Annotated in this window: 19 protein-coding genes; 15 read left to right on the forward strand and 4 right to left on the reverse strand. The window is 66.7% G+C overall.

From position 1 onward, the window contains the following. Positions 1 to 253: 253 nt before the first annotated feature. Positions 254 to 4618 carry a tandem-95 repeat protein gene (locus N536_RS40865; protein WP_051574708.1) on the reverse strand — a complete coding sequence of 1455 codons (4365 nt, stop codon included), beginning with the start codon at positions 4616 to 4618 and terminating at the stop codon, positions 254 to 256. 409 nt (positions 4619 to 5027) lie between these two features. Between N536_RS40865 and N536_RS39250 the strand changes: the two genes are divergently transcribed. After that, a complete protein-coding gene (locus tag N536_RS39250; RefSeq protein ID WP_051574709.1) occupies positions 5028 to 6158 on the forward strand; it encodes a phosphatase PAP2 family protein in 1131 nt (376 codons plus the stop codon). Between the two features lie 2 nt (positions 6159 to 6160). Beyond that, the gene (locus N536_RS0122965) at positions 6161 to 7009 is read left to right on the forward strand and encodes a PHB depolymerase family esterase (protein WP_029115752.1); all 849 of its coding nucleotides are present in this window, start codon (positions 6161 to 6163) and stop codon (positions 7007 to 7009) included. Here the strand turns inward: N536_RS0122965 and N536_RS0122970 are convergent. Further along, positions 6997 to 7332, reverse strand: coding sequence for a cupin domain-containing protein (locus N536_RS0122970; protein ID WP_029115753.1), 336 nt, complete (start codon positions 7330 to 7332; stop codon positions 6997 to 6999). The two genes, N536_RS0122965 and N536_RS0122970, sit on opposite strands and share 13 nt — an antisense overlap. A gap of 81 nt (positions 7333 to 7413) precedes the next feature. Here N536_RS0122970 and N536_RS0122975 point away from each other — a divergent pair, with 81 nt between their 5' ends. From N536_RS0122975 to N536_RS0122995, 4 genes are all read left to right on the forward strand, one after another. Next, entirely contained in the window at positions 7414 to 9042 is a 1629-nt protein-coding gene (locus N536_RS0122975) for an acyl-CoA dehydrogenase family protein (RefSeq protein ID WP_029115754.1), read from the forward strand. Positions 9043 to 9130: 88 nt separating this feature from the next. Further along, entirely contained in the window at positions 9131 to 10069 is a 939-nt protein-coding gene (locus N536_RS0122985; protein WP_029115755.1) for a crotonase/enoyl-CoA hydratase family protein, read from the forward strand. A 49-nt stretch (positions 10070 to 10118) separates the two neighbouring features. After that, complete coding sequence (locus N536_RS0122990; protein ID WP_036437420.1) at positions 10119 to 10841, forward strand: PaaX family transcriptional regulator C-terminal domain-containing protein; 723 nt, start codon at positions 10119 to 10121, stop codon at positions 10839 to 10841. Continuing rightward, positions 10838 to 11626, forward strand: a complete 789-nt coding sequence (locus N536_RS0122995; protein WP_029115757.1) for a crotonase/enoyl-CoA hydratase family protein — start codon at positions 10838 to 10840, stop codon at positions 11624 to 11626. Before N536_RS0122990 ends, N536_RS0122995 begins: the two co-directional genes overlap by 4 nt. A 16-nt stretch (positions 11627 to 11642) precedes the next feature. Here N536_RS0122995 and N536_RS0123000 read toward each other — a convergent pair whose 3' ends face one another. Both N536_RS0123000 and N536_RS0123005 read right to left on the reverse strand, forming a co-directional pair. Next, positions 11643 to 12053 carry a DUF3060 domain-containing protein gene (locus N536_RS0123000; RefSeq protein ID WP_036437322.1) on the reverse strand — a complete coding sequence of 137 codons (411 nt, stop codon included), beginning with the start codon at positions 12051 to 12053 and terminating at the stop codon, positions 11643 to 11645. A gap of 53 nt (positions 12054 to 12106) precedes the next feature. Continuing rightward, the gene (locus N536_RS0123005; RefSeq protein ID WP_029115759.1) at positions 12107 to 12484 is read right to left on the reverse strand and encodes a DUF3060 domain-containing protein; all 378 of its coding nucleotides are present in this window, start codon (positions 12482 to 12484) and stop codon (positions 12107 to 12109) included. A gap of 145 nt (positions 12485 to 12629) precedes the next feature. On the opposite strand from N536_RS0123005, the gene N536_RS0123010 reads away from it, so the two are divergent. The 9 genes from N536_RS0123010 to N536_RS40870 all read left to right on the forward strand — a co-directional run bounded on the left by N536_RS0123010 (position 12630) and on the right by N536_RS40870 (position 20997). Next, positions 12630 to 13160: a DUF3558 domain-containing protein gene (locus tag N536_RS0123010; protein ID WP_029115760.1), complete on the forward strand. Its 531-nt coding sequence runs from the start codon at positions 12630 to 12632 to the stop codon at positions 13158 to 13160. Continuing rightward, positions 13160 to 13693: a DUF3558 domain-containing protein gene (locus N536_RS0123015; RefSeq protein ID WP_029115761.1), complete on the forward strand. Its 534-nt coding sequence runs from the start codon at positions 13160 to 13162 to the stop codon at positions 13691 to 13693. The genes N536_RS0123010 and N536_RS0123015 overlap by 1 nt, the downstream gene beginning before the upstream one ends. A 62-nt stretch (positions 13694 to 13755) precedes the next feature. Continuing rightward, the gene (locus tag N536_RS0123020; protein WP_029115762.1) at positions 13756 to 14397 is read left to right on the forward strand and encodes a TetR/AcrR family transcriptional regulator; all 642 of its coding nucleotides are present in this window, start codon (positions 13756 to 13758) and stop codon (positions 14395 to 14397) included. 290 nt (positions 14398 to 14687) lie between these two features. Next, on the forward strand, positions 14688 to 15062 hold the full coding sequence (rpsL, locus tag N536_RS0123025; protein ID WP_029115763.1) for a 30S ribosomal protein S12: 375 nt from the start codon (positions 14688 to 14690) through the stop codon (positions 15060 to 15062). Then, positions 15062 to 15532 (forward strand): 30S ribosomal protein S7, encoded by a 471-nt coding sequence (rpsG, locus tag N536_RS0123030; protein WP_029115764.1) that lies wholly within the window; start codon positions 15062 to 15064, stop codon positions 15530 to 15532. The genes rpsL and rpsG overlap by 1 nt, the downstream gene beginning before the upstream one ends. Positions 15533 to 15636: 104 nt before the next feature. Further along, the gene (gene fusA / locus N536_RS0123035) at positions 15637 to 17739 is read left to right on the forward strand and encodes an elongation factor G (protein WP_029115765.1); all 2103 of its coding nucleotides are present in this window, start codon (positions 15637 to 15639) and stop codon (positions 17737 to 17739) included. Positions 17740 to 17831: 92 nt separating this feature from the next. Continuing rightward, entirely contained in the window at positions 17832 to 19022 is a 1191-nt protein-coding gene (tuf, locus tag N536_RS0123040) for an elongation factor Tu (RefSeq protein ID WP_029115766.1), read from the forward strand. A 120-nt stretch (positions 19023 to 19142) separates the two neighbouring features. Then, positions 19143 to 19865, forward strand: coding sequence for a PP2C family serine/threonine-protein phosphatase (locus N536_RS0123045; protein ID WP_029115767.1), 723 nt, complete (start codon positions 19143 to 19145; stop codon positions 19863 to 19865). Positions 19866 to 20142: 277 nt separating this feature from the next. Continuing rightward, positions 20143 to 20997, forward strand: a complete 855-nt coding sequence (locus tag N536_RS40870) for a hypothetical protein (RefSeq protein ID WP_029115768.1) — start codon at positions 20143 to 20145, stop codon at positions 20995 to 20997. Positions 20998 to 21004 lie beyond the last annotated feature (7 nt).

Raw genomic sequence — 21004 nt, forward strand, 5'->3', positions numbered from 1 at the left:
CCCACTCGCCGCGTTGCTAGTGGCATAACTAGACATTTGCCATAGAAGCGCATCGCCGCTGTTTGTCGTGGTGACAGACGTGACTTCGAAGTTGCGCTCGGTTTCTGATCTTGTTTGCCCAAGGCGCAGGCCTCTCAAACCAGCAAATCGATGAACCTGCGCCCGGTAGACACGCGAACCTCCACTGTGCGCGTCACGACGAAGTCGGCCCGAGAATCTCGTCACGTTCACAGTCGGCGCTTTGAGCTCTTGCCTACAGGACGTTCTGCGCCGCCTCGATGGCGTTGTTCTCCGCGATGACCTGCACGACGGTGGCCAACACCGGCTTCGGCGTCCAGTCGGGGTGGAAGAGCCCCATGGACGCTTCGACGGGATCGGAACCGGTCGTATCGAGCAAGGTGTGCAGGAACGCGGGCCCCGCGAACGGCAGGTCGCGCCAGGTCCGCAGGAAGTCGCCGGTGAACGACGCCTGATTGGCCTCGGACACCACCGATGACGGCTGCCCGTACTCGGTTGCCCAGATCTTCTTGTTGCCGTCGCCGTTGGCGACCATGAGGGCGTAGATCCGCTTGGCCTGATTCAGCGGCGAGTCGTAGGCGCTGCCTTGGGAGAACGGGTTGTTGTACAGATACGGGTGGAATGACAGTGCGTCGAAATAGCCCGCCGCACCAGCCGCGTACATCTCCGAGATGAAACGCACTGGATTCACCGTGAGACCCGGCCAGTCGAGCGTCGCACCGACGACTCCGCCGATCACCATCGCGTTCGGGTCGGCGGTCTTGATCGCCGTGTAGGCGGCCTTCAGCAGCGTGGTGTACTGCGCTGCGTTCGGTGTCGGCATCCAGAACTGGATTCCGTTCGGTTCGTTCCAGACCTCGTAGTTCGCCACCTTGCCCTTGTACCGGGTGGCGACGAGGCGGGCGAAGTTCGCGAACTGCGCCGGATCGTTCGGTTGGCCGGATATCGGCAGCGTGCCCGGGGCAATCGCCCAGATCGGTGTCGAGTTGAGGATGCCGAGCACCTTGATGCCGCGCAGCGTCGCGCTATTGACCACCCGATCGACGGCGCTCCAGTCGTACCATCCGGGCAGGGGTTCGACCGCCGCCCACGGAATCATGACGCGGACCGTGTCGATTCCGTTGTCCTGCAAGGCTTGGAGGGCGCGATTGAGGTCGGTCTGCGAGTAGAACAACAGGTCGGGGGCGTGGATGGCGACGTTCGTCGGGCGCTGATCCACGGCGGTTGCCGACGGCGGCGCAATCGTGATGCCGACGGTCATCACGGTGGTCCCACCGAGGCCGTCGCTTACCGTGACCGTGAACGTGTCGATGTCTACGCCGGGGGTCACCAGCGCCGTGTAGCGGGCATCCACGGTCGGGGTGTAGCTGAAGGCGCCCGTCGTCGGATTGAGCGTCACGACGCCCTTGGTCGGTCCACCCGTCACCGTGTAGGTCAGCGGGTCGCCTTCGGGATCGGTGGCGCTCACCGTTCCCGTCACCGTGCCGATGGCCGACGTCGACGTCGCGACGGTGGCATGGCCGTTGCCCGGCGGGCGGTTGCCAGGCGGGTAGGGCTCGATCGACACCGTCAGGGTGAACGTGGCTGTCCCGCCGTAGCCGTCGGTCACGGTGATGGCGATCGCCTCGGCCTTCGATGCCGCGGTTGCGTCCTCCGCGGAAGCTGCGTCGCGTGCCGCCACCGTCGGCGTGTAGGTGAAGCGGCCGTTGGCGCCGATGACGAGCGTCCCCTTCTTCGGCGTGGCCGCGGTGTAGGTGAGCGCGTCACCGTCGAGGTCGACGGCGGAGAGGTTGCCGGTGACGACTCCGGTCCTCGGATCCGTCTGTGTGACGGTGCCGCTGCCGCCGGTGGGCGCCGCGTTCGCAGGACTGATCTTCACGGCGACCGTGACGGTGACGACGCCACCGTGCCCGTCGGCGACGGTGACGGTGAACGCGTCCTGCTTGTCGGCGGTCGTGGCCCCGGGCTTCATCGCGGCATGACGCGCCGCCGCAGTGGGCGTGTAGGTGAATCCGCCTGTGGCCGTGAAGGTCACGGTGCCCTTCGCAGGCGCCGTCGGCGTGTAGGTGACGACGTCGTAGTCACCGTCGGTGCCCTTGACGCTGCCCGTGACGACCCCGGTGCTGCTGTTCGGCGTGCCGACGGTCGTGCTCACCGTGGGCACCTTGTTGGTCGGGCTGATGGCGACGGTGATCGTGGTGGTCACGACGCCACGTCGGCCGTCGGACACCGTGACGGTGAAGGAGTCGCCTGTGACGGTCGACGGCGCGTTCACCGCCGAGGCGGCGTGCCGGGCAGCGGCCGTCGGCGTGTAGGTGAAGGTGCCGTTGGCGTTCAGAACGACCTTGCCCTTGGTGGGCGCTCCGGACACGCTGTAGGTCAACGGATCTCCGTCCGCATCGGTCACACCGACGGTTCCCGTGATGGCCCCGCTCGTCGTGCTTGGAACTCCCGTCGTCGGTGTTCCCGCGGTCGGGCGGGCGTTGGGTGCGGTGAGCGAGACGACGTGCACCACGCCGGTGTCGTAGTCCGTGACGTACAGCTCGGTGCCGTCCGGGCTGATGGCCGCCGCAGGCCGCTGTGACAGCGGGCCCGACGTCCCGCGCGTGGCGACGTCGTCGAGCATGGTCCCGCTGGACGCATCGAAGGCCGCAACCCGACCGGCGTCGTCGGTGACGACGATGGTGGTTCCGTCCTTGCTGATGGCCACGCCGGTCGGGACGCCACCCACCTGGATGGTCCTGACGACGGCGCGGGTCTTGACGTCGATCACGGTGACGCTACCGTCGGCCGCGCTGACATAGAGTTTGGAATTGTCGGGGCTAACCACCAAACCGGTTGCCGAGCTGGACAATCCGCCGATCACGGCGGCAGTTCTCGAAGACGACGCAAAGACCAGCACCGTGGTGGCGCCCGTCTCCGTCGTGCTGGTGACGTAGATCTTCGTGGTGTCTGGACTGACCGCGATGCCGGTCGGGTGGGATCCGATTGGCAGTTTGATGGTGGCGTCGATCTTGTTCGTCGACGTGCTGATCCGCGTCACCGTAGCGGTGTCGTAGTTGGTCACGTAGACCACGCCGCCGCTGGGGCTCATCGTCAGCGCACTCGGCGTAGCGACGGCGATCGTGGCCTTCACCGCGCCAGTGGCCGTGTCGATGACGGTGACCGTGTTGTTGGTCGAGCTCGACACGTAAAGCCGTGTGCCGGTCTGCTTTACCGCGATGCCATCCGGTGCGACTCCCGCGGCGAAGGTGCCCACCACGGTCCCGGTGAGCGTGTCGATCACTGTGACGGTGCCGGCATCGCGGTTCGTGACGTACGCGCGCGTGTTGGTCGCGGCGACGGCTCCGGCACCGGACACTCCGGGAACGTCGGTACGCACGGCGATCGGAATCGCTCCGATGGGGATGTCGATCTGAACGGGCACCGTGGTGGTGCCGTCCGATGCGGTGATGGTCATGGCGATCGTGTCAGCCTGCGCGGTGGCGCCGGCGAGGATTCGTTGCGCCGTCGTGGGGGTGTAGGTGAACGTTGCGGTGGTGGAGTTGTAGACCAAGGTTCCGACGGTCGGTTTGGCCGTCAGCGTGAAGGTGACCTTGGCGCCCTCCGCGTCGGAGCCAACGAGTCGGCCCGTCACGGCGCCCGTCGTCGGATTGGGGGTCGTGAAGACGGCCTGAGCGGTCGGGGGTTCGTTTACGACGGCCGTGCTCACGGTTTGGGCGGCAGCCATCTGCAGGGTCCCCGCGTCGGCCGTCGGAGCAGTGGTCGGACCCACCTCGCGGCGCGCCGCTGCGAGGAACATCCACGCCAGCGGCGACTCGGTCCACCCGCGTTGCAGTGCCGCGAGGAACTCCGAGAAGACCGGCGTGACGATGTTTCTCAAGACCGTCGTGATGGTCGTTTCGATCGGGTTCTGCGCTGGGGGAGCCGCGGCGGTCGGCGCCGTGGCGACCGCGAGTTCCGTCGCGGTGATCGTGCCGGCGGCTGGCGCGGACCCGCTCGTCGGGGAGACCGGTGGGGTCACATCGTCAACGGCAGTGGTGCCGCCGCCGGAGGTCTGCGCGGCAATCGACGTGGTCGGCTGTGGCGCGGGGTCCGATGCCGCTGCCGCTCCCGACGGCCTCCCGCTGTCGTTGGAGTGTGACGGCGAGGCCACCGCAGTGGGCTTGGGGGTCGATGGGTCGGGCTCCGGGGCCGATGCGTCGGGCACGGTTTCCTCGGGCGCGTCGGATTGTCCCTCGGTGTCGTCGGTGGACGCGTCCTCTGGAGTCGGCCCGCCATCGTGCGTCGACGCGGTGGCACCTCCCGAGGATGACACCGTGACGCCGGGTGCCACCTCGACGGTCGTGGACGACCCCTTGCCGGCGTCCCTGGTCGCCGGTGTCGTCGGGGCCGATGGCGAGGCGCCCGTCCCGCCGGGCTGTGTGGCTGTTTCGCCGGCGGTCGACGGGCTCGACGTGTCGGTGCTGCCTTCGGCGCCCTGACTGCCCACCGACGGTGAGTCGGTCGTCGTGTCGGGGTTCGCCCACGCGATTCCCGCGGGTGCGGCGATGGCGGAGCCCACGCCCAGAGCGACTGCGAGGGCACCAATTCGGCCCACGAAATTACCGTATTTCAACGTCCCCAACCCCCAAGGCCAGTACTCACCGCCCCGCGGGCGCGATCGCGCTCGCAGGTCAGATCCTTGAATAAAGCTGTTGACGTCGAGGTCAGTTTAGCGCTTGGGTGAGCATTGCTACAGGGCAATCAAAAATATTTGCCCAGCGCTCGAAATGGCGTTCTTTATGCAGCTCAAGGCCTTGAGCGCCGAGCTACCCTTCGTTTCTAAATTTGTTTGCTCATGTACGTTTATTCGACGCCGTCGTCAAATAGGTTCACGAGCACCACCGAGACGGCGGGATCGTGGTGTGGCAACGGTTCGCTAACCAAACGATCGTGAAACGACGGGTGGCGACACGGTTAACTACGCTAAGCGCGGGAATCACTCCTCCCGGTACCGAGAGGCTGATGTGTCCGCAATTGACGAGCAACCGCCGATCGTCTTGACGCGCGCCGAGGATTCCAGTTCGGCGCGTGAGCGACGGCTGACGATCGTGCGGTGGGCGGCGGTCGTCGCATGGGCTGCTGCGGTGATCTACCGGACGGTGACCGATGGATTCGCGTTCAACCGAGAACTGTTGTTGCTGTACATCGCGACGGGCCTGTTGGCGGCGAGCGTCGGCCGCGGCCGACGCATGCTGTACGTCATCCGCGACTGGCTGCCATTCGCGTTGGTGTTGCTCGCCTATGACCTGAGCAGGGGAGCGGCGACGCTGATCGGCCGGCCGACGCTGTGGCATTGGCAGGTCGACGCCGACCGCTGGCTGTTCTTCGGAACGATGCCGACGGTGTGGTTGCAGGAGCGGCTGAAACTGTCCCAGCCGCCGTGGTGGGAAGTGGTGATCAGCTCCGTTTACATGTCGTTCTTCATCCTGCCGTACATCGTGGCGGGCGTGCTGTGGCTGCGTAATCGGGAGGAATGGAAGGCGTTCGTCCGGCTGTTCGTCGGGCTGTCCTTCAGCGCGCTGATCATCTACGCGCTGCTGCCCGCCGCACCGCCGTGGGCTGCCGCGCGATGCACGGCCGGTGACGTGGCCGACGGTCCGTCCGGCCCCGCGTGCATGTTTCGTTCCGCAAGGGGTGTGCCCGACGGCGGCCTCCTCGGTGCGATGCAGACCAGTCAAGGTGGCGCGAACGCATGGGTGGAGCGGATCGTCGCCCGCGGCTGGGGCAAGCTGAATCTGCACTCCGCCACCGCGCTCATCGACCAGGGGCAGTCCAGCGTCAACCTCGTCGCGGCCATTCCGTCACTACATGCGGGGATGACGGCGGCGGTGGCGGCGTTCCTCTGGCACCGCGTGTATCGCGGGTGGCGGCCGGTGCTGGTGGCCTACGTACTCGTCATGGCGTTCACGCTGGTCTATACCGCCGAGCACTTCGTCGTCGACATCCTGCTGGGCTGGGCGTTCGCCGCGATCGTCGTCGTCGTGATCAACCGGTACGACGCGTGGCGGCGGCGACGGGTGAGTACCGGCGCCGAAGACCTGGCGGAGGAGTCGTTCGCCGGCAGGCCGAACGAGTGGACGGCACCTACCGTGTAGTGGTGGTTGCCCGACTGACCGTCTTGGTCGTGATGCTTCTCGCGGTCGCCGGCTGTGCGACGCCCGGTTGGGCCGCGCCGCCCACGTTTACCGAGGGCTCGACGGCCCACTCGATGAGGATCGGCGGGCTGGATCGCGACTACCGGCTCTACATCCCTGCCGGTGTGGAGTCTCCCGCTCCGCTGGTGGTAATGCTGCACGGTGGCTTCGGCAGCGCTGAGCAGGCCGAAAGATCCTACGGTTGGCGCGAATTGGCCGATCGTGCGAAATTCGTGGTGGCCTACCCCGACGGTGTCGGCCGCGCGTGGAACGTCAACGGCTGCTGCGGGCGCCCGGCACGGCAGAACGTCGACGACGTCGGTTTCGTCGGCGCCGTGGTGCGCGACATCGCCACGAACGTCCCCATCGATCCCGACCGCGTCTATGCAACCGGCATCAGCAACGGCGGCATGATGACGTACGCGTTGGCCTGCAATACGGATCTGTTCGCGGCGATCGGGCCCGATGCCGCGACCCAGCTGGACCCATGCGCGTCGCCCCGTCCGACATCGGTAGTGCACGTTCACGGCACTGCGGACCGGATGATCCGCTTCGACGGTCAAGCCGGCGCAGGCTTCGCAAGCATCGACGGTCCTCCGGTCGAGGAGGTCAACGCGTTCTGGCGCGACGTCGACCGCTGTGCTCCGCCGATCGTGACCACCGACGGTGCGGTGTCGACGTCCACCGCCGACTGCGCGGGTGGCCGTGGCGTCACGTTGATCACCGTCGACGACGGTGGCCACGACTGGCCGCCGTTCGCAACGGAGGCACTGTGGCAGTTCTTCGCGAGCCATCCGCGTCAGGCGAGGTAGACCTTGCGCAGCGTCTCGGTCACCGACCAGACCGTCCGCGCGCCGGCAGCGAGCCGCACCACGTCGCCGACGACCAGCTGAATCGTCTCGCCTCCGTCGGCGAATTCGACCGTGGCAGAACCCGACAGCACCACGAAGACCTCGTCCGACTCGACGTCGCTCATCACGCCGGGCGTCATCTCCCATACGCCGACTTCGACACCGCCGAACTCGGTCAAGGCGTGGAAGCCGGTCCGTGGTTGGCCGCTCACCGTCTGATCGGGAGCGACCAGTTGTGGGTCGAGGTCGAGTGCGGTGGCGCGGACGGACGTATTCGGCTTCACCGCAACCACAATGCCCGCTGACGGCGTCCAGCACCGTGTTACGACTCTTGTGCGACTGTCGAAAAACTGTAACATCGGGGCATGGCAGATACGCACGTCGTCACCAATCAGGCCCCGCTGCTGGAGAACTACAACCCGGCCACGTCACCGGTACTCACCGAGGCGCTGATCCGCGAGGGTGGCCAATGGGGCCTCGAAGAGGTAACCGAACTCGGTGCCTTGTCGGGTGGCAGTCAAGCGCAACGCTGGGGTGAACTCGCCGACCGCAACCAGCCGATCCTGCGCACCCACGATCGCTACGGCCACCGCATCGACGAGGTCGAGTACGACCCCGCCTACCACGAACTGATGACGGTCGCGGTGGCCAACGGGTTGCACGCCGCACCGTGGGCCGACGAGCGTGCCGGTGCCCACGTGGTGCGTGCCGCGAAGACCTCGGTGTGGACACCGGAGCCCGGCCACATCTGTCCGATCTCGATGACCTACGCCGTCGTTCCCGCGCTGCGGCACAACCCCGAACTGGCGGCGATCTACGAGCCGCTGCTGACCAGCCGGACCTACGATCCCGAGCTCCGGGTGCCGACCACCAAGGCCGGTATCACCGCCGGGATGTCGATGACCGAGAAGCAGGGTGGCTCCGACGTCCGCGCCGGCACCACCGAGGCCACCCCCAACGGCGACGGCAGTTACCGCCTCACCGGGCACAAGTGGTTCACCTCGGCCCCGATGTGCGACGTGTTCTTGGTGTTGGCCCAAGCTCCCGGCGGATTGAGCTGCTTCTTCCTGCCGCGTGTGCTGCCCGACGGCACCCGCAACCGAATGTTCTTGCAGCGCTTGAAGGACAAGCTCGGCAACCACGCCAACGCGTCGAGCGAGGTCGAGTACGACGGCGCGACGGCGTGGCTGGTCGGCGAGGAGGGGCGCGGCGTCCCGACCATCATCGAGATGGTCAACCTCACGCGACTGGACTGCACCCTGGGCAGTGCCACCAGCATGCGCAGCGGCCTCACTCGCGCCATCCACCATGCGCAGCACCGAAAGGCGTTCGGCGCGTACCTGATCGACCAACCGCTCATGCGCAACGTGCTCGCCGACCTGGCGGTCGAGGCCGAGGCGGCCACCATGCTGGCCATGCGGATGGCCGGTGCTACCGACCACGCGGTGCGCGGCGACGAGCGCGAGACGCTGCTGCGCCGGATCGGTCTGGCCGCCGCCAAGTACTGGGTGTGCAAGCGAGCGACCCCGCACGCCGCCGAGGCTATGGAGTGCCTTGGCGGCAACGGCTACGTCGAGGAGTCCGGCATGCCGCGGCTCTACCGCGAGGCGCCGCTGATGGGAATCTGGGAAGGTTCCGGCAACGTCAGTGCGCTGGACACGTTGCGCGCCATGGCAACCCGGCCGGAATGCATTGACGTCCTGTTCGACGAGCTGGCCCGCACCGCCGGCCAGGATCCGCGGCTGGACTCCCACGTGACGTCTCTGCGCGCGGAACTCGACGACCTCGAGACCATCCAGTACCGCGCACGCAAGGTGGCCGAGGACATCTCGCTGGCCCTGCAGGGGTCGCTGCTGGTCCGGCACGGGCACCCGGCCGTCGCCGAGGCCTTCCTGGCCAGCCGGCTCGGCGGTCAGTGGGGCGGTGCGTTCGGCACGCTGCCCACCGGACTGGACCTCGCGCCCATCATCGAGCGGGCGTTGGTCAAGGGATGACTTCTACGGCCGAGCAGACGCAAATGTCCCCCAAAGTGCCCGTTTTGGGGGACATTTGCGTCTGCTCGCGGGGGAAGGTGACCACCATATGACGCACGCCATCAGGCCCGTCGACTTCGACGATCTGAAGACCATGACGTACGAGGTCACCGACCGGGTCGCGAGGATCACCTTCAACCGCCCCGAGAGGGGTAACGCGATCGTCGCCGACACGCCACTGGAGTTGTCGGCGTTGGTCGAGCGCGCCGATCTCGATCCGAACGTTCACGTGATCCTGGTGTCCGGCCGGGGCGAGGGATTCTGCTCCGGATTCGACCTCTCCGCCTATGCCGAGGGCTCGTCGTCCGCGGGCGGTGGCAGCCCGTACAGGGACACCGTGCTCTCCGGGAAGACACAGGCCATCAACCACCTGCCCGATCAGCCGTGGGATCCGATGATCGACTATCAGATGATGAGCCGGTTCGTGCGGGGCTTCTCCAGCCTCATGCACGCCGACAAGCCCACGGTGGTCAAGATTCACGGCTATTGCGTCGCCGGCGGCACCGACATCGCCCTGCACGCCGACCAGGTGATCGCGGCCGCGGACGCCAAGATCGGCTATCCGCCGATGCGGGTGTGGGGTGTGCCCGCCGCCGGACTGTGGGCACACCGCCTCGGTGATCAGCGCGCGAAACGTCTTCTGTTCACCGGGGATTGCATCACCGGCACGCAGGCCGCCGAGTGGGGTCTGGCGATCGAGGCGCCCGAACCGGCCGACCTGGACGAGCGCACCGAACGGCTCGTCGAGCGCATCGCGGCGATGCCGGTCAACCAGTTGATCATGGCGAAGCTGGCGCTCACCACGGCACTGCTGCAGCAGGGCGTGGCGACCAGCCGGATGGTCAGTACCGTCTTCGACGGCGTCGCGCGGCACACGCCGGAAGGACATGCGTTCGTCGCCGAGTCGCGCGAGCACGGCTTCAGGGACGCCGTGCGCAACCGTGACGAACCGTTCGGCGACGCGGGCCGCAAGACGTCCGGGGTATAGCCCGATGCCCAAGCCCGATGCAGGGAAGCGCGGTGCCCCTGGCGTCGCGCTGTCTCGGCTGACGGCGCGTTCGGTGGTGCTCAGCGTGCTGCTCGGCGCTCATCCGGCGTGGGCGTCGGCGAGCGGACTGATCAGGCTGACAGCCGATTTCGGCATCAAGGAGCCGACACTGCGGGTGGCGCTGACCCGGATGGTCGGCGCGGGTGATCTGGTCCGGTCGGCCGACGGCTACCGGCTCTCCGAGCGGCTGCTGGCCCGGCAGCGGCGCCAGGACGATGCGCTGGACCCCCGGCTGCGAGCCTGGGACGGCACCTGGACGACATTGGTGATCACCAGCGTGGGCACCGACGCCAAGACCCGGGCGCTGCTTCGAAGCACGTTGCAAGACAAGCGGTTCGGCGAGCTGCGCGAGGGTGTTTGGATGCGGCCTGCCAACCTCGAGCTGGACCTGACCGACGCGCTGCGCAACCGGGTGCGCGTGTTGGCGGCGCGCGACGATGATCCGGTCGGGCTGACCGCGCGGCTGTGGGACCTGCCCGCCTGGGCGGCATCCGGACATCGGCTGCTTGCCGACATGTCCGCTGCCGGCGACGTTCCGCAGCGCTTCGCCGCCGCGGCGGGCATGGTTCGGCACCTCCTGACCGACCCGGTGCTACCCCAGGAACTTCTGCCCGACGACTGGCCGGGCGCCCAGCTGCGCTCGGTCTACCACGACTTCGCCACCGAATTGGCGGCACGGCGAGACGACACCGAACTGATGGAGGCGACGTGACCGATCCTCAAGGCAGCGAAGCGAACGGGGGCGTTCGGGTCGAGCGCAACGGACCCGTGACGACGGTGATCATGAACCGGCCACATGCGCGCAACGCCGTCAACGGTCCTGCCGCCGCCGCGCTGTTCGCTGCGTTCGAGGAGTTCGACGCCGACGACTCCGCCTCGGTGGCAGTCCTGTGCGGTGAGAACGGAACCTTTTGCGCCGGAGCAGATCTCAAGGCGTTCGGCACACCCGACATGAACCCGGCGCATCGCACCGGCCCGGGACCGATGGGTCCGAGCCGAATGGTGCTGTCCAAGCCGGTGATCGCCGCGGTGAGCGGCTACGCCGTGGCGGGCGGACTGGAGTTGGCGCTGTGGTGTGATCTGCGGGTCGCCGAGGAGGATGCCGTCTTCGGCGTCTTCTGCCGACGCTGGGGTGTACCGCTGATCGACGGCGGCACCGTCCGGCTGCCCAGGTTGATCGGCCACAGCAGGGCGATGGACCTAATCCTGACCGGGCGGGCCGTCGAAGCGCAGGAGGCGCTTGCCATCGGGCTGGCCAATCGCGTCGTGGGCAAGGGGGAGGCCCGGCAGGCGGCAGAGGCCATGGCCGCCGAACTCGCGGCTCTACCGCAGCTGTGCCTGCGGGCGGACCGGCTCTCCGCACTCAACCAGTGGGGCATGTCGGAGGCCGACGCGATGGACGCCGAGTTCGCCAGCCTCTCGCGTGTCGCGGCCGAATCATTGGCCGGGGCCAAGAGATTCGCCGACGGCGCAGGCAGACACGGCGCGCACGCCTGACCGTTGCGCTAGGGAATCAACCCTTCTTGACCGAGTTCCCGGAGCCGACGTCGTTGAGCTTGGGATCGCCGTCCTTATAGGTGATGGTGTTGTTCAAGCCGAGGACGCTGAGGTCCTTGTCCACCTTCTCGAAGGTGATCTTGTTGTCCGCGCCGCCGATGTTCACGCTGGCGCAGGTGCCCTTGACGGTCAGGGTGTTGTTCGAGCCGCCGACATTCAGCGATTTGCCGTCGGCGCAGTCGATCTCGGCCGTCGTGCCGAACGATCCGTAGTTGATGGTGTTGCCCACCTCGACCTGCGCGCCCGACGTGCCTGCCGTCGCGGTCGGTGTGTTGGTGTCCTTGCTCTCCGAACCGCAGCCGGTCAGCCCGACCACCAGGAGGCCGACGCCGATGGCTGCGACGAGTCCGCGGGAGTGCGCGCGCATGGATTCCTTACTTCAGGGGCGGTGCACGGCGCGGTCCGCCGTGGCTCCCCAGACTACGCGGGAACCCGGTCGATGCGGTTGGTCATGCCGAGCTCCCGACCGCGGTCCCAGACCGAGGGTTCACCGTTGTGGTAGAACACGGTCTGGTCGGTTCCGTACACCACGATGTCGTGGACCACGTTGTCGGCGATGACGATGTTGGCCGATCCCTGAACCGCTATCGCCCAACAGGATCCCTTCGCGGTGACGTAGTTTCCGGTGCCCGTCACGATCAGCGTCGACTCGTTGCAGTCGAGGGTCTGGCTGATGCCTTGGCCGGTGATGTGGGTGTCGCCGTTCTTGGCGTACGCCACGGGCGACCCGAGCGCCACCGTCGCCGTCGCCGCGACCATGCCCGTGGCCAGTAGTCCGCCCAACGTCCTGATTCGCATTCCGCGCTCCCTTCGCGTCGGCGGTTCCGATCACCGCAGCCTACGTTGCTGGGTTGCCGCCACGACAGCGGTTCGCCGGTTCCGTTTGGGGTAGGCCGGTCGTAGGGGTCGCTCGCTCGTGCCGGGCTCGGTAGCGTGTGCAGCGATGCGATGCCGAGTCAAGGGACTTGCTGCTGTGGCGGTCGCCGCGGCGGTGACAGCGGGGTGCTCGCAGACCGTCACGGGCGCCGCCGAACGGGCGCGACCCGCCGCCCCCGACCCGGACCGCAACTACGGCTACGTCGATGACCGCTGCGGGTTGCTGACCGACGAGACGATTCAACAGACCCTCGGCGCCGACAGCGTGGTTCGGCCCTACAGCGGTGCCGTCTGCCAGTACGTGCTCGCCGGGAAGGCCGGGCTCACCGACGTCGTCTTCTCGTGGTTCGAGACCGGCAGCTTCGACCGCGAACGCGGGTTGGCCGCGCAGCGCGGCGCAACGATCACCGACACCGACATCGAGCGCCACCCCGCCTTCCTGGCATCGCTGGCCAGCAAGAACCCATCGTGCTCGGCGACGGCGGCGGCAGGCACGGGCGTCGTCGCGTGGTGGGTGCAGTTCCGTCCGCAGACCGGGGCCGATCCATGCCAGGCCGCCGAGAAACTGCTGGCCGCTACCTTGTCCGCGGACCTCTGATGGCGACGTCAGCGGGACGCGTCGCCGCGCTCGGGGTCGCCTGCGCGGCCGTCCTGATGGGTTGCGGGCCGGACCAGACGGCAGCACCCTCGACACGTCCCGCGGTCCCGGCACCCGACGCCGGGTTCCGCAGCGAGCCCTGCAACGGCGTCACCGACGCCGACGTCACGAAGGTGATCGGGTCGACGCTGTTCACGAAGGTCGTGGACAGCGAGGCAGGCTGCTTCTGGCAGGAGAACACCGCCATCGGCACGTTCGGCGTCGGCATGGGGATCTCGACGTGGTGGTACCGCGGCAGTGACCTGGACACCGAGCGGACGCTCGAGCACAACGCCGGCCGCGAACTCACCGAATTGTCGGTCGACGGCAACAAGGGCTTCAAGGCCTTCGACGACAATGCGTGCAGCATCTACGTGGCGAAGGGCGACGACGTCGTCACCTGGTCGATCCAGACGATGAATCCGGCGATGCTGCCCGATCTCTGCTCGATCACCGAACAACTGGCCCACCTCAGCCAACAGCGGGTGAACTAGAGTCATTCGTCGGCCCAATTGCGGACCCACCGATGACCAACCCAGTTAAGGATGACGCGCACATGGCAGGTCGGCCCGAGTCGCAGTCGGCCGGCGCCGCCCGGCCGGCGACGTCGGGGGCAGCCGGCCGACCCAGGGGCCCGGCGCGCACCACGAAGCTCAGCCGCGAGTCCATCGTCAACGCCGCGCTGACCTTCCTCGACCGCGAGGGCTGGGACGCCCTGACGATCAATGCGCTCGCCAACCAGCTCGGCACCAAGGGCCCGTCGCTCTACAACCACGTCCAGAGTCTCGACGACCTGCGGCGGACCGTCCGGATGCGGGTGATCGACGACATCATCGGCATGCTCACCACGGTCGGGGACGGTCGTACCCGCGACGACGCCGTCACCTCGATGGCCAGTGCCTACCGGAGTTACGCGCATCACCATCCGGGCCGCTACTCGGCGTTCACCCGCATGCCCCTCGGCGGTGACGACCCCGAATACACCGAGGCCACGCGGGCTGCGGCGGGGCCGGTCATCGAGGTGCTGGCGTCGTACGGACTCGACGGCGAGAACGCGTTCTATGCGGCACTCGAGTTCTGGTCGGCGCTGCACGGATTCGTCCTGTTGGAGATGACGGGCGTGATGGACGACATCGACACGGACGCAGTGTTCACCGACATGGTTCTGCGGCTGGCGGTCGGCATGGAAAGGCGCTGAACTGGCAGCTGGCCGGGCGGGTCCGACGCGCTTTGACCTGCGCCACCGTGGACGGGTATCGTGGTCGATCGTGCCTGGCCGAGGCGCCTGCGGCTGAGTAGTTCCGCAAGCATGCCTGCACGCCGGGCCAATTCGCATGTCCACGGCGCATCGATGACATCGATGTTCTCCGGGTGCGTGCGACACGCCCGGTTGCGGGGTACGCGATCGAGCGAAACCCGCAGTACACAGACTTGAGAACGACCGAATACAAGCAGAAGCACCACGGAAGCAACACAGAAAGCCGGTACATGCCAACCATCAACCAGCTGGTCCGCAAGGGTCGCCGCGACAAGATCGCCAAGGTCAAGACCGCGGCCCTCAAGGGCAGCCCGCAGCGCCGCGGAGTGTGCACCCGCGTGTACACCACCACACCGAAGAAGCCGAACTCGGCACTTCGGAAGGTCGCGCGCGTCAAGCTCACCAGCCAGGTCGAGGTCACCGCATACATCCCGGGTGAGGGTCACAACCTGCAGGAGCACTCGATGGTGCTCGTGCGTGGCGGTCGTGTGAAGGACCTCCCCGGTGTCCGCTACAAGATCATCCGCGGGTCGCTCGACACGCAGGGCGTGAAGAGCCGCAAGCAAGCCCGTAGTCGCTACGGCGCCAAGAAGGAGAAGAGCTAATGCCACGCAAGGGGCCCGCGCCGAAGCGCCCACTGGTCAACGACCCGGTTTACGGGTCGCAGCTGGTGACCCAGCTGGTCAACAAGGTTCTGCTCGACGGGAAGAAATCGCTCGCCGAACGCATTGTCTATGGTGCGCTCGAACAGGCCCGCGACAAGACCGGCACCGATCCGGTGGTCACTCTGAAGCGCGCTCTCGACAACGTGAAGCCTGCACTCGAGGTTCGCAGCCGCCGCGTCGGTGGGGCGACCTACCAGGTTCCCGTCGAGGTGCGCCCGGAGCGTTCGACCACGCTGGCACTGCGCTGGCTGGTCAGCTTCTCGAAGAACCGCCGCGAGAAGACCATGGTCGAGCGTCTGGCCAACGAGATTCTCGATGCCAGCAATGGCCTGGGTGCCGCCGTCAAGCGACGTGAGGACACCCACAAGATGGCCGAGGCGAACCGGGCCTTCGCGCACTACCGCTGGTGATAGCGCGCCCGTAAGGCGCGGATCCGCTCCGGCGGCCACCTTCGGGCACCGCTGCCCGGGCGTAACGACAACAGCAATCAAGCAAGCGAGAGTGGGAAGAGTTCGTGGCACAGGACGTGCTGACCGACCTGACTAAGGTCCGCAACATCGGCATCATGGCGCACATCGACGCCGGCAAGACGACGACGACCGAGCGCATCCTCTACTACACCGGTATCAGCTACAAGATCGGTGAGGTGCACGACGGCGCCGCAACGATGGACTGGATGGAGCAGGAGCAGGAGCGGGGGATCACCATCACCTCCGCCGCCACCACCTGCTTCTGGGACGGCAACCAGATCAACATCATCGACACCCCCGGGCACGTCGACTTCACCGTCGAGGTGGAGCGCAGCCTGCGCGTCCTGGACGGCGCCGTAGCCGTCTTCGACGGCAAGGAAGGCGTCGAGCCGCAGTCCGAGCAGGTTTGGCGCCAGGCCGACAAGTACGACGTGCCGCGCATCTGCTTCGTCAACAAGATGGACAAGATCGGCGCGGACTTCTATTTCACCGTGCGCACCATCGAGGAGCGCCTGGGCGCGAACGCGCTGCCGATCCAGCTCCCGATCGGGTCCGAAGGTGACTTCGAAGGCATCGTCGACCTGGTCGAGATGAACGCGAAGGTGTGGCGCGGCGAGACGAAGCTCGGCGAGACCTACGACACCATCGAGATTCCGGCCGAGCTGGTCGATCAGGCGCAGGAGTACCGGACCAAGCTGCTCGAGGCGGTCGCCGAGACCGACGAGGCGCTGCTGGAGAAGTACTTCGGCGGTGAAGAGCTCACGGTCGCGGAGATCAAGGGTGCGATCCGCAAGCTGACGATCAACTCCGAGGCCTACCCGGTGCTGTGCGGTAGCGCGTTCAAGAACAAGGGCGTGCAGCCCATGCTCGACGCGGTCATCGACTACCTCCCGACGCCGCTGGACGTGGCCGCCGCCATCGGTCATGCACCCGGCAAGGAGGACGTCGAGGTCGTGCGCAAGCCGTCGACCGACGAGCCGTTCTCGGCGCTCGCGTTCAAGGTCGCCACGCACCCGTTCTTCGGCAAGCTGACCTACGTCCGGGTGTACTCGGGCAAGGTCGACTCCGGCGCCCAGGTCATCAACGCCACCAAGGGCAAGAAGGAGCGGCTGGGCAAGCTGTTCCAGATGCACTCCAACAAGGAGAACCCGGTGGAGACCGCGGCGGCGGGTCACATCTACGCCGTCATCGGCCTGAAGGACACCACCACCGGTGACACCTTGAGTGACCCGAACCAGCAGGTCGTGCTGGAGTCGATGACCTTCCCGGATCCCGTCATCCAGGTCGCCATCGAGCCCAAGACGAAGAGCGACCAGGAGAAGCTGTCCCTGGCCATCCAGAAGCTGGCCGAGGAAGATCCGACCTTCAAGGTCAACCAGGACCACGAGACCGGCCAGACCATCATCGGCGGTATGGGCGAGCTTCACCTCGACATCCTGGTCGACCGCATGCGTCGCGAGTTCAAGGTCGAGGCCAACGTCGGCAAGCCGCAGGTGGCCTACAAGGAGACCATCAAGCGCTCGGTCGACAAGGTTGAGTTCACCCACAAGAAGCAGACCGGTGGATCGGGTCAGTTCGCGAAGGTTCTCGTCAGCATCGAGCCGTTCACCGGCGAGGACGGCGCGACCTACGAGTTCGAGAACAAGGTCACCGGTGGCCGCATCCCGCGCGAGTACATCCCGTCGGTTGACGCCGGTGCGCAGGACGCCATGCAGTACGGCGTGCTGGCCGGCTACCCGCTCGTGAACCTGAAGCTCATCCTGCTCGACGGCGCGTACCACGACGTCGACTCGTCGGAGATGGCGTTCAAGATCGCCGGTTCCCAGGTCCTGAAAAAGGCTGCGGCACAAGCGCAGCCGGTGATCCTGGAGCCCGTCATGGCCGTCGAGGTCACCACGCCCGAGGATTACATGGGCGACGTGATCGGCGACCTGAACTCCCGCCGTGGTCAGATTCAGGCCATGGAGGAGCGCAGCGGTGCCCGCGTCGTCAAGGCGCATGTGCCACTGTCGGAGATGTTCGGCTACGTCGGCGACCTTCGGTCGAAGACCCAGGGCCGGGCCAACTACTCCATGGTTTTCGATTCGTACGCCGAAGTTCCGGCGAACGTGTCGAAGGAAATCATCGCGAAGGCGACGGGTCAGTAGTCAGTAAGCTGACCCCTCGGTTCGTGGGACCACACAACTGAATAAAACAGCACTGCTTAACCAAGCACCAACAAGTCCAGGAGGACACAGAAGTGGCGAAGGCGAAGTTCGAGCGGACGAAGCCGCACGTCAACATCGGGACCATCGGTCACGTTGACCACGGCAAGACCACGCTTACCGCAGCAATCACCAAGGTTCTGCACGATAAGTACCCCGAGTTGAACGAGTCGCGCGCATTCGACCAGATCGACAATGCGCCCGAGGAACGTCAGCGTGGTATCACGATCAACATCTCCCACGTGGAGTACCAGACCGAGAAGCGTCACTACGCGCACGTCGACGCCCCCGGTCACGCTGACTACATCAAGAACATGATCACCGGTGCCGCCCAGATGGACGGCGCGATCCTGGTGGTCGCCGCCACTGACGGTCCGATGCCGCAGACCCGCGAGCACGTGCTGCTCGCCCGCCAGGTCGGCGTGCCCTACATCCTGGTCGCGCTGAACAAGGCCGACATGGTCGACGACGAGGAGCTCCTGGAGCTCGTCGAGCTGGAGGTCCGCGAACTGCTGGCCGCCCAGGAGTTCGACGAAGACGCCCCGGTCATCCAGGTGTCCGCGCTGAAGGCGCTCGAGGGTGACCCGAAGTGGGTCAAGTCCGTCGAGGACCTCATGGACGCCGTCGACGAGTCCATCCCGGACCCGGTTCGCGACACCGACAAGCCGTTCCTGATGCCCGTCGAGGACGTCTTCACGATCACCGGCCGCGGCACCGTGGTCACCGGTCGCGTCGAGCGTGGCGTGGTCAACGTGAACGAGGAAGTCGAGATCGTCGGTATCAAGCCGACCGTCACCAAGACCACGGTCACGGGTGTCGAGATGTTCCGCAAGCTGCTCGATCAGGGTCAGGCGGGCGACAACGTCGGCCTCCTGGTCCGCGGTGTCAAGCGTGAGGACGTCGAGCGTGGCCAGGTCGTGGTCAAGCCCGGCACCACCACGCCGCACACCGAGTTCGACGGCAGCGTCTACATCCTGAGCAAGGACGAGGGCGGCCGCCACACGCCGTTCTTCAACAACTACCGTCCGCAGTTCTACTTCCGCACGACGGACGTGACCGGCGTGGTGACCCTTCCCGAGGGCACCGAGATGGTGATGCCCGGTGACAACACCGACATCTCCGTCAAGCTGATCCAGCCCGTCGCCATGGACGAGGGCCTGCGGTTCGCCATCCGTGAGGGTGGACGTACCGTCGGCGCCGGCCGCGTGACGAAGATCAACAAGTAGGCTCCGCCTGCAACGGAAGCGGCGCTCACCCTGCGGGGTGGGCGCCGCTTTCGTTTCCCGTGTGGGGAGGTCCCATTGATGCTTGCATGGGGGCTCCGGCAACAGTGAGGACAACTGCAGATGACGCGGTTCACCGTCCGGGCGTTCACTGACGTCGGACTGCTGCGCAAGCGCAACGAGGACGCCGTTCTGGTGGCGGGCTGGCAGTGTCAGGCACGCGACGGTTCAGTCGCCACAATGCATTTCGACCCTGAACCGCCGTTCGTGTGTGCGGTCGCCGACGGCATGGGCGGCCACGCGGGTGGCGACCTCGCCAGCCGGGTGGCGCTCAACCTGATCGGGCAGGTGTCGCCGGGCTGGCGCAGTGCGCAGGACGTGTCGTCGGCGCTGGAGATGGTCAACGAGCAGGTGCGCGCCGTGGGGGCTGGCAACGATTTGGGCGGGCTCGGGACGACCGTCGCGGGGCTGTGCGGCCTGGCCGACGAGTTGATCGCCTTCAACGTCGGCGACAGCCGCATCTATTCGATCACCGCAGGCGCGGTCGAGCAGATCTCCGTCGACGACTCGGTCTTCGACGCGACGGGCAGGCCGACGAACATCATCACGCAGTCACTGGGCCAGCCGGGACCGGTTGGGCCGCACGTGCTGACGATGGCCCTGCAGTCGGGCACCTATCTGATGTGCTCCGACGGCGTCAGCGGGATGATGTCGGACGACGAACTCGCCGCGGCCGTCCAGCAACCCGATCTCGACCGCTGCGCCGCCCGAATCATCGAAACCACCCGTGCCAACGGTGCGGAGGACAACTTCTCGTTCCTGATCGTCGACGTCGTGGCAGAATGACGCGCGATATTGTCGAAACGGGCAATTACGGGCAGCTTGCGATTATCGCGTGGGCCGTGGATGTTCCGTCGGCTCGCGGTCATTCAGCAACGTGCCCCGGTCCCCGCGATGCGCATGGGTGCCCGCCGGATTGCGCTGCGCCGTAAGCGATCTAACCAATCCAAGACCCGCGTCGATTCGTCGCAAGTGTTAATCTGGCGGTCCACTGTAAACGTGTGAAGCACGCTCGCGGCCTGCAAATGTCTGGCGGAATCGTAGTGGGATCGGGGAGACGCTCATGATATTGGACCGGACAGAGCCGATGCGGGCCATCGCATTGCCGCCGTCTCGTGTGCTGGGAGTCGCCGTATTCGTTGGCATCTCAGGGATCGTCGCGCTGCTGACGGCCGTCGTCGTGCTCATCTGGACGGTTACCGGCGTATCGCAGCCTGCGGCGCAGCCGCAGACCGTCCGGACCGACATCGCGGCGCTGCCTGCCGTCGCAGCCCCGGCTGGTGCGCTGCAACCGGCAGCTGTCCCCGCGCCGGCACCTGCGCCCGCTCCCGTCGCGGCGCCCGTTGCGCCACCGGCCGCCGTGCCTGCCGCCAATGCCGCCGGTACCAACCCGGGCCTCTTGCAGAACCCCACGATGGCCGCCATCGCTCCGACGGCGCCGTCGTCGAACGGGACCGTCCCGACGATCGACTGGCCCAACGCCACAGTGCCCAACCTCAACTGGAACGACCTCAACTCGAATCTGCAGAACGCCGCGGCCTCCTATCTCTGGCAGAACTCCGGCGCTGATGCCACGACCGGCGCCATCATCGGCGCTGCCACCTCGATCGGGAACAACGCGTTCAACTTCGTCGGCAACAACACGTTCGACCTGATCACCACGCTGATCCTGGCCAACGCCGGCTTCTACGGAGGCAATGGTTCCGGCGTGGGAGTGCCCGGACTCGATCAGGTCGCGGCCCTTTCGGTCCCGGCGTTGCCGCAGATCGGCCTACCGAAGTTGCCTGCACCTCCGCAAATCGGCCTGCCGCAGTTGCCTCCGCCGCCGCAGTTCGGCATGCCGAAGCTGCCACCGCCGCCCAAGCTGCCGGGCATCGGGATCGGGATTCCCGGAACCCCGATCGGCATCGGCTTCTGACCCTGCA

It is taken from the genome of Mycobacterium sp. URHB0044, from assembly GCF_000620625.1.
Taxonomy (GTDB): Bacteria; Actinomycetota; Actinomycetes; order Mycobacteriales; family Mycobacteriaceae; genus Mycobacterium.